Source organism: Herbiconiux daphne (genome assembly GCF_024979295.1).
Taxonomy (GTDB): domain Bacteria; phylum Actinomycetota; class Actinomycetes; order Actinomycetales; family Microbacteriaceae; genus Herbiconiux; species Herbiconiux daphnes.
The window spans coordinates 1-702 of the sequence record NZ_JANLCJ010000388.1 but is presented as its reverse complement, the minus strand read 5'-3'; the positions used below and the strand labels follow the sequence as shown (position 1 = coordinate 702).

General features: G+C 47.6%; 1 protein-coding gene. It reads left to right on the top strand.

What is annotated here, in order from left to right; translation table 11 throughout:
* Positions 1 to 14: 14 nt before the first annotated feature.
* The coding region (locus N1032_RS25405) for a hypothetical protein (protein WP_259543373.1) at positions 15 to 702 on the top strand (688 nt) is incomplete at its 3' end.

The following is a 702-nucleotide window of genomic DNA, read 5'->3' as shown; positions in this document are numbered from 1 at the left end:
GCGAAGTAGGACAAGTGAATGGTAAAGCTATTGAAGGCTTAACCTCACAAGATAAAGCTACGCTCAACGAAGAACTGCGTCCGTATGCTGCTGTCATTACATCTGCGACAGGTTCGTTATCCAGCAATCCGCTGGAGTCTGGTTATGTTGCTGCTAAGGCAAGTACGACGTACTCCAAAACCAATGAAGAGAATGTACTGATTAAGAGTCTGTTCAATGCTCCGGCTAATCCAGTAGATACTGGTTTGGGTCAGGGCAAAGCAACAGGCTTCAAGTCATATACAGCTTCTGCTCAGGTTAAGTCGAAAGTTGCTCCCGGTGTTTCCACTGGTGCGCTTATCGTGCAGGGTACTGATGCTGCCATCTCTACCAGTGTCATCTCTCAAGTTCCGTCCCAGAACTTCCACGATGCTAACCTGTTTGGGGTTAAGGATGTTGTAGAAGGTGCTCGCGTACAGAACAAGGCTATGTGGGATGCAGTTACCGGTTATGACTCTCAGTTGGCAAACGTTCAAGCCCTTATCCGTTCTCTCACTGGTGTGAGCGAGCTTGGTGAGAAAGCTGGATTCACTGCTTCCAATTGGAATGCTGTGAAGGCTACGCTTGGTCAATTGGCTTTCAAAAGTGGTATCACTGACAAACCTACAGATCCTTTCTCTGCTGGGGCAGTATTGAGTGAAGTCATCGAGGATGCTTATAACC